5 protein-coding genes and 1 pseudogene are annotated in these 7,578 nt (G+C 68.6%); 2 read left to right on the forward strand and 4 right to left on the reverse strand.

Annotated elements, in window-relative coordinates; all coding sequences use genetic code 11:
* The first annotated feature begins 320 nt into the window (after positions 1 to 320).
* On the forward strand, positions 321 to 1,850 hold the full coding sequence (locus ACH4OA_RS13420) for a UDP-N-acetylglucosamine 1-carboxyvinyltransferase (protein WP_365871045.1): 1,530 nt from the start codon (positions 321 to 323) through the stop codon (positions 1,848 to 1,850).
* 265 nt (positions 1,851 to 2,115) lie between these two features.
* On the opposite strand, the gene ACH4OA_RS13425 is transcribed toward ACH4OA_RS13420, so the two are convergent.
* Entirely contained in the window at positions 2,116 to 3,369 is a 1,254-nt protein-coding gene (locus tag ACH4OA_RS13425; RefSeq protein ID WP_397969019.1) for an McrC family protein, read from the reverse strand.
* Positions 3,366 to 5,219 carry a DUF4357 domain-containing protein gene (locus ACH4OA_RS13430; RefSeq protein WP_397969044.1) on the reverse strand — a complete coding sequence of 618 codons (1,854 nt, stop codon included), beginning with the start codon at positions 5,217 to 5,219 and terminating at the stop codon, positions 3,366 to 3,368. The genes ACH4OA_RS13425 and ACH4OA_RS13430 overlap by 4 nt, the downstream gene beginning before the upstream one ends.
* Before the next feature lie 209 nt (positions 5,220 to 5,428).
* Here ACH4OA_RS13430 and ACH4OA_RS13435 point away from each other — a divergent pair, with 209 nt between their 5' ends.
* Complete coding sequence (locus tag ACH4OA_RS13435; RefSeq protein ID WP_397969021.1) at positions 5,429 to 6,097, forward strand: hypothetical protein; 669 nt, start codon at positions 5,429 to 5,431, stop codon at positions 6,095 to 6,097.
* Between the two features lie 112 nt (positions 6,098 to 6,209).
* Here ACH4OA_RS13435 and ACH4OA_RS13440 read toward each other — a convergent pair.
* Positions 6,210 to 6,368: pseudogene (locus tag ACH4OA_RS13440) on the reverse strand (IS481 family transposase); the annotation flags it as partial.
* Between the two features lie 533 nt (positions 6,369 to 6,901).
* Complete coding sequence (locus tag ACH4OA_RS13445) at positions 6,902 to 7,492, reverse strand: hypothetical protein (RefSeq protein ID WP_397969022.1); 591 nt, start codon at positions 7,490 to 7,492, stop codon at positions 6,902 to 6,904.
* Positions 7,493 to 7,578 lie beyond the last annotated feature (86 nt).

The raw sequence follows: 7,578 nt of genomic DNA on the forward strand, positions 1-7,578 counted from the left end.
ATCGTGCCGCCACCCCGGCTCGGACGAACCAGTAAGGTCAGGCTAAGTCAGGCGTGCCTTACCAGTGTGGCGACCACGGTGCGCCTCGGCAGATATCTCGATGTCGAGATAACAGTAGTACATGGGCGCGGCGAGGTCATGTCCGCACGCGCGGACACCGGACGGCCGGGCCGGACATTCTCCCGCTTGGTGGCATATGCCCGATCTTCCGGCCGCGCGGACAGGCTCCACACCCGGCGGGGTTGACGGCCCGTCACCGCGCTAGCCCGAACGGACCCCCCGAGAGGGCGCCATCTCATATCTGAGATAGCCTCACCCTCATGTCAGACGACTACCTCGTACGCATCGGCAAGCTCATCCGTGACGCCCGGCAACACCGGGGCTGGACGCAGGCGCAGCTCGCGGAGGCGCTCGGCACCAGCCAGAGCGCGGTCAACCGCATCGAGCGCGGCAACCAGAACATCAGCCTTGAGATGATCGCCCGAATCGGTGAAGCGCTGGACAGCGAGATCGTGTCGCTGGGCTACGCGGGTCCGATGCATCTGCGCGTGGTCGGCGGCCGCCGTCTGTCCGGCGCCATCGACGTCAAGACCAGCAAGAACGCCTGCGTGGCCCTGCTGTGCGCCTCGCTGCTGAACAAGGGCCGCACGGTGCTGCGCCGGGTGGCGCGCATCGAGGAGGTGTACCGCCTGCTGGAGGTGCTCAACTCCATCGGCGTGCGCACCCGCTGGATCAACGACGGCGTCGACCTGGAACTCGTCCCGCCGGCCGAGCTGGAGATGGCGGCGATCGACGCGGAGGCCGCCGTGCGCACCCGCTCGATCATCATGTTCTTCGGCCCGCTGCTGCACCGCATGGACCACTTCAAGCTGCCGTACGCCGGCGGCTGCGACCTCGGCACCCGGACCATCGAACCGCACATGATCGCCCTGCGCCGGTTCGGGCTCGACATCGCGGCCACCGAGGGCCAGTACCACGCCCAGGTGGACCGCTCGGTCCGCCCCGACCGCCCGATCGTGCTGACCGAGCGCGGCGACACCGTGACGGAGAACGCGCTGCTGGCCGCCGCCCGCCACGACGGCGTCACGGTCATCCGCAACGCCTCCTCCAACTACATGGTCCAGGACCTGTGCTTCTTCCTGGAGGCGCTGGGCGTCAAGGTGGAGGGCATCGGCACCACCACGCTCACCGTGCACGGCGTGCCGAACATCGACGTCGACGTCGACTACTCCCCCTCCGAGGACCCGGTCGAGGCGATGAGCCTGCTGGCCGCCGCCGTGGTCACCGAGTCGGAGCTGACGGTGCGCCGGGTGCCGATCGAGTTCCTGGAGATCGAGCTGGCGGTTCTGGAGGAGATGGGCCTCGACCACGACCGCTCGCCCGAGTACTGCGCCGACAACGGCCGCACCCGCCTGGTCGACCTCACGGTCCGCCCCTCCAAGCTGGAGGCGCCGATCGACAAGATCCACCCGATGCCGTTCCCCGGCCTGAACATCGACAACGTCCCGTTCTTCGCGGCGATCGCGGCCACCGCGCAGGGCAAGACCCTCATCCACGACTGGGTCTACGACAACCGCGCGATCTACCTGACCGACCTCAACCGCCTCGGCGGCCGGCTCCAGCTCCTGGACCCACACCGGGTGCTGGTCGAGGGCCCGACCCGCTGGCGCGCGGCCGAGATGATGTGCCCGCCGGCCCTGCGCCCCGCGGTGGTCGTCCTCCTGGCGATGATGGCGGCCGAGGGCACGTCCGTGCTCCGCAACGTCTACGTCATCAACCGCGGCTACGAGGACCTGGCCGAACGCCTGAACTCGATCGGCGCGCAGATCGAGATCTTCCGGGATATCTGAGCAGCTTCAGATACAACGCCGCCAATCCCCTCCTGACCTGCATGTATACGAGCCAGGAGGGGATTCGTCGGCGCCTGTGGGACTTGTCTGGGACTTTGGGTCGGGATCGGGAGACTGCCGGCCCCCGGAACCTGGGGGACGCTTGGTCGGTGCTCCATGTGTTTCGTCATCGGAATCATGCGGAGCAGCCACCCAATCGGAGAAGACCCGGTACAACGAGCTATCAGCAACTCGGGATGCGCGGCCGTGCGTCCCATGTACCGGCTCAGGTATTCGAGGAACTCCCAGAGGGCGCGCTGCCCTGACGCGACATTGCTGAGCCGTGAAGCATGCGCCGAGCCAGCGCGTCGATCTCGGCAAGCAACCCCGCAGACTGCTGTTCCAAGTCAATGGCGTGCTGGTGGAGGACTGTACCGGCATGTCGCACACGGTGGCTGATGTGCGGAGCGTTGCCCTTCGCGTACACCAGGTGCCCCTCCGGCAGCCCCAGGGCAGTGCAGTAGGCCAGCATTTGGTACAGGTCCTCGTTGGGAAGGCCGCGTTTTCTGCGGGCCTTGTACTTGGCGTCCGCGACGATCAGCGGGGTGCCGGACTCTCCGTACCAGACGAAGTCGGGTCGCAGGCGGATCGAATCCCCTTCGTCCATGTGGATGTTCCGGGCCTGAAGGACACTCCTGCCACCGTAGGGGCGCATGGCCTCCCGTAGTGCCGTACAGATGAAGTCCTCATAGATGCCGTTCATGTCGAACAGGAATCCGTTCATGCGCAGCTGCCCGGGCAGGTGCTCGGCCGACCATCCCCTCAGCACCGCCTCGGAGAGGTGGAGTGCCGGGTGATAGCGGGTGTTGAGCCGCGTCGGATGCCAGCCGGGTGGTCTCTGCCCCCGGGTGAGCGGTGTGATGTCCACCAGCCGGGACCGCTGGTGCATCAGGCGCGTACGTACGGTCCGGGGGACACCGGGGAGGCGCAGAAGCCGGTCGACAGCCGCGCGGAGAAGGCGGTTCTCGGCGATGTCCGTGGTGAATTCGTCGTACATCACCTCTACGGGCAGGGGCATTCCGAAGCGGCGCCGGATCTGTTCGGCCTCACGAAATCGTCCGCGTACGACAGGCGACGACTCCTCGGCCGTCCGATAGCCCTGGAGCAGCCCCTGCCGCAGGGCGCGGTCGATCTGGCGCTCGACGGTGTGAGCGAACGCCGGGAGCAATTCGTCGTGCGTGGCCAGTTCGACGGCTCCGTCCCGCCACCCCCGGGGGTCGCTGCTGTAGCCGATCAGGAAGAGCAGACGAGCGATGGGCACCTTGGGGGCGATCCGCACCGTGACACCTTCGCCGCCCGGGGCGGTCAGCGTGACGGCGCCGACCTTGCTGCCGGCGCGCAGCCGCCAGGCGCCCGGTTCGTACGGGTCCGGCCCGGCCTCTTCGAGGATCCTCGAGGTGATCAGTGCGCGGCCCACGACATCGGGGAGCCGGACCGAGCGCGCGGGCTGGTGCTCGACGAGCCGGACGTCGGACGTCACTGCGGGCCGGTCCCCTCTTCCGGTTCCGGCGCGACGGTGCGTGATGCAAGGGCCTTGCGGAGTGCCGGAAGACCGTAACGACCCTCGATGTCCACGTCATCGCCGTAGTGGTGTTCCTCCAACAACGGGAGGATCTTGGTTCGCCATGTCCGTTCCAGGCCGCCCTCGCGATAGACGCCGGGCTTCATCAGGTACGACGGTCCGATCCGGAAATCGGGGTCGTCGATGCGGGCGTTGAGGGCCTCCAGCAGATCCGCGGGCTCGACGTCCTTCTCCTTGGCCTTCAGCCAGGACCGCAACAGCCCTCGGGTCGGATCGATGCGGGGAGACAGCTCGACGAAGGCGAAGCGTCGACGCATCGCCGCGTCGACGAGGGCGATCGAGCGGTCGGCCGTGTTCATCGTGCCGATGATGAAGAGGTTGCGGGGGAGGAAGAAATCCTCGTCGGAGTAGGTCAGCCGCACCGACCGGTCCCGGTATTCGAGGAGGAAGTACAGCTCGCCGAAGACCTTGGCGAGGTTGGCCCGGTTGATCTCGTCGATGACCAGGAAGTGCGGGATGTGCCTGTTCCCCTCCCTGCGGGCCAGTTCGGCGAACTCCCGCAGGGGGCCGGCCGTGAGCCGGAAGGCGACTTCGCGCGTACCGGGGTCCTCGCGAGGTCGGAAGCCCTCAAAGAAATCCTCGTAGGAATAGGACGGGTGGAACTGGACCAGTTCGACCTGTTCCCGCCCACCTCCGAAGAACTCGGCGAGCTCCTGCGCGAGGAAGGTCTTGCCCGTCCCCGGCGGGCCGTAGAAGATCAGCTGCCTTTCGTCGTCGAGCAGTTGCCTGATCTCCTGCAGCCATTCGAGGTGGTGTACGTGGAGCTTCTCCCGCAGCTCCTCGGTGGGCTCGGGCAGCTCCACCTCGCGGCGGGCGGTGACGGCCAAGGGCTCGGCCCTGATCCCGGCACCGTCGGCCAGGGCCTCCTCCACCAGCTCCGCGTTGCTGACCCCGAGGCCGTCGACGATGGCCCTGACCGTGGTGAGGTCGACCACTTCGTGGCGCAACGAGACCTTCTGACGCAGCTCCTCCGGCAGCTTGTCCAGAGGAAAGCCGTGGCCGCCCCACTCCACGGGGCGCCAAAGGATGAGGCTTCCGTCCTCGGCGAGGAGCTGCTCGACGTTGCCCGTGATCTTCCCGGAGTGGAGCTGCCCGTCGGAGACCGCACACACCGTGTCGCCCGGTCGCATCCGGGAGAGGAACGCGTGTAGTTCCTCGACGAGCTGCGGCTTCTCGGTATACGTCGCCGTCGTCCCGTAGTCCTCGTCGACGAAGACACGCAGCTGTTCCTTGCTGATGCCCTGGGTCGCGGCCGGGCGCAGGCGAGCGGCGGTCAGGGACACCCTTCCTTCGGGGAACCACGCACGCCGGAACAGGTCTGGTCCGGCGGAGTGCGGTCCCCGCACCAGCCAGGCGCGGCTGGGCCCCGACCACACCTGGCCGAGGAAGTCGGCGAGCGGTCGGCCGTCCTCGGTCTTCCACTCCATCCAGCCGTTGCAGCTACGACCCACGAGAATTTCCCCCGCCGCGGAGGGGGAGTTGCACTCTACGTCCTCGACCACTTCCAGCCAACCCGGCCACGTGGCTGCTTCGCGTATCACCCCCTCCGCGATCAGCCGTTCGCGCAGCCTGTGCGAGGAAGGTGTCTTCTCCGGGAACGACGGGACGACATCGGGTCGCGCCGGAGAGCCCGCGAGCACCTTCATCTTCTGGCTGCCGTTGGTCCCGCTCTCGGAGAGCAGTCGGCCTCTGGCCGTGGGCCCGCCGTAGGGCAGGCGCAACTGGAACTCCGGGTACGAATCGAGCATCGGTGTCCTTGGGTCGGAGGGTACGGCCGGGTGCATTGTGAGGCGCTCGTGATCCACTTCGGTATCGCTTCGCGCGTTTCCGGCCATCCCCGTCGTCCCGGCGGTCACAGAACCGGCCGTGGATTGCCGTGTGCGGCCGCTGACGTTCATGATCTACGGGAGGACACCGTCGAGTGAGGGGGGAACGGGTGGGCGCCGACGCAGCGAACGTGCCGACCAGGCAGCGGCACACCGAGGAACTCCTCGCGGCGATGTCCATGACGTCGCCACAGCTCGCCGAGGCTATCGGCCGATTCGATGGTGACACCTCGGCGATGGTGACAGCCGCGATCCGCACGGCCGAACGCGCCTTCAAGGAGCTCGACGCCTGCTATGACGTCATCGACAAGGCGTCGGAGACCGGCAAGGCGATCGCCGCCCAGTTGGGTACCCTCCTCGCCGCGGAGGCCGAAGAGGGCATCGGCCCGGAGCTGGACGCCTTGGAAGCGGTCTCCGGTCGCGTCCGCGACACGGACCGGACCCGTCTGCTGCTGCATCGCGTCCTCGGACAGGAGGAGGCTGCCAAGCGCACCCTGCCGGCTGTCCGCCGTCTCGCCGTGCCGGATCTGCCCGGCCTCCCCTCCTCGTACACGGACGAGGCAGGCTTTGACGACTTGATGGCAATGGCCGCCCGCGAGGAGGAGCTGGCACCGCGGTTGCGTGAGGTGCACGCCGAGCGGCTCCGTAGGGTGGCCGCCCATCTGGTGCGCGTGGTGGAACAGGTTGCGGCCACGGGCTTCGCCGACGAGTCCTTCGCCCGGGAGTCGCTCCAGGAGGCGCGTCGGGCCTACGAACTGTGGCTCCAGTGTCTGGCGGAACGCAGACGAGACCTGGGATAGGCGGCTGCGTCTACGCCCGTACGCCACCGGTGTCCGGCCGGATACCGTGTGCCCTGCGACCGGACACGTCAGCTCCGCATTCGCACCTCCGAGCAGAAAAGCCACCCGTGCACAGACCGTGCCGGGTCAGGATCCGGTGCACGGTCGAAGTGGGCAGGCATAGGAAGGGACCGATGCGGGCCGGGCCTAGCGCGCGCTGCTGTCGCAGGCTGCAGCCCCGCTCCTCCACCACCGCCGCGGTCCGATGGGGCGTTCTGTGAGGTCGGCTGGACATTGCGGTGGGACACGAAGACCTCCGTGCGGTGCAGTCCCAGACAGCTCCACCACACCGGAGGTCTTCGCCATGATCAAGCACCCGCGCGTGTCCACAACGCTCGTGATCAATACACCTGGTGTCCTGACCAGCTCGGTCACATCGGCGTACTCGCCGCTCTGCGGCAGCTTGCGCACCGCCGCCGGCACGGGGCCGGCGCGTGGTGGGCTGCGAGGACCTCAAACAGCCTTTCCCGGCCGGCCGGGAAAGCGGTGTGCTCCAGGTGGCGTGCCAATGCGAGCCGCAGCGCTTCCGCTTCGGCGGCCGAACGGGCCTGCTCGCGTTCCGCACCGGGTGGCGGGACGGGCCCGCCCGGGCCCACGGGGAGGTCGTCGTCGGCCGGCGGCTCGGGATCGGTCGCCTCCTCCACGTGCCTGGGCCGGCCCGCCCGCAGCCGCCCTTCCAGCTCGTGCTTCATCTCGTCGTCCCTGCGGGGACCGACCGGATTGCTGCCGCGCTCCGTATCCGCTTGCCTCCGTTTCCCGCCGCCGTCACACCGCGTTCGGTTCGTGCGTCCACCGCAGCAGGGCGCCCAGGCCGCCTGTGGGCAGGTCCGCTTCCTCCTCGTCCGCGGGAGGGACGAACAGCACGTCCGCTGCCGTGGCGGCGGCGGCCCGCAGCAGCGCGTCGTCGGCGCGTACGGCGACGGGATCGCCTTCTCCCAGGGCCCGGGCGTCGGTTCGGCGTGCTGCCAGTTGGCCCGGCTCGGCGCCCACCCAGGTCTCCGTGGCCAGTTCGGGCCCGTCGGAGCGGACCAGGAGTGTGCCGATGCGGTGCTCCTGAGCGGCTTCCACCAGGGCCGGTACGCCTTCCACCGCCTCCGCCGGCCGGCCGGCGGAGGACCGTCCGGCCCGGAAACGCCCGAGTGCCTCCTCCACGCGCCGCTGTGCGTACTCCCGCCGGGCCTGCTCGATGGCCTCTTCGAGGGCCGGGGAGGCGGAGCCGGCGGCGCGTCCGCCGTGCTCCGTCGTCACCGTCACGTCGCGCAGGGCGTCGGGCAGCCGTTCGAGTACGGCGGGGCGCTCGCGCACGTCACCGACCAGGACGACGAGTTCGGCGCCGGACTCCTCGTAACAGGTCATCTCATTTGGTGAGCCTGCGGTAGCAGATGAGGGTGCAGGCGAGGCTGGTGAAGGCCAGGAAGTGCTCGGCTTTGCGTTCGTAGCGG

The organism is Streptomyces sp. NPDC017095 (assembly GCF_044332325.1).
Taxonomy (GTDB): domain Bacteria; phylum Actinomycetota; class Actinomycetes; order Streptomycetales; family Streptomycetaceae; genus Streptomyces.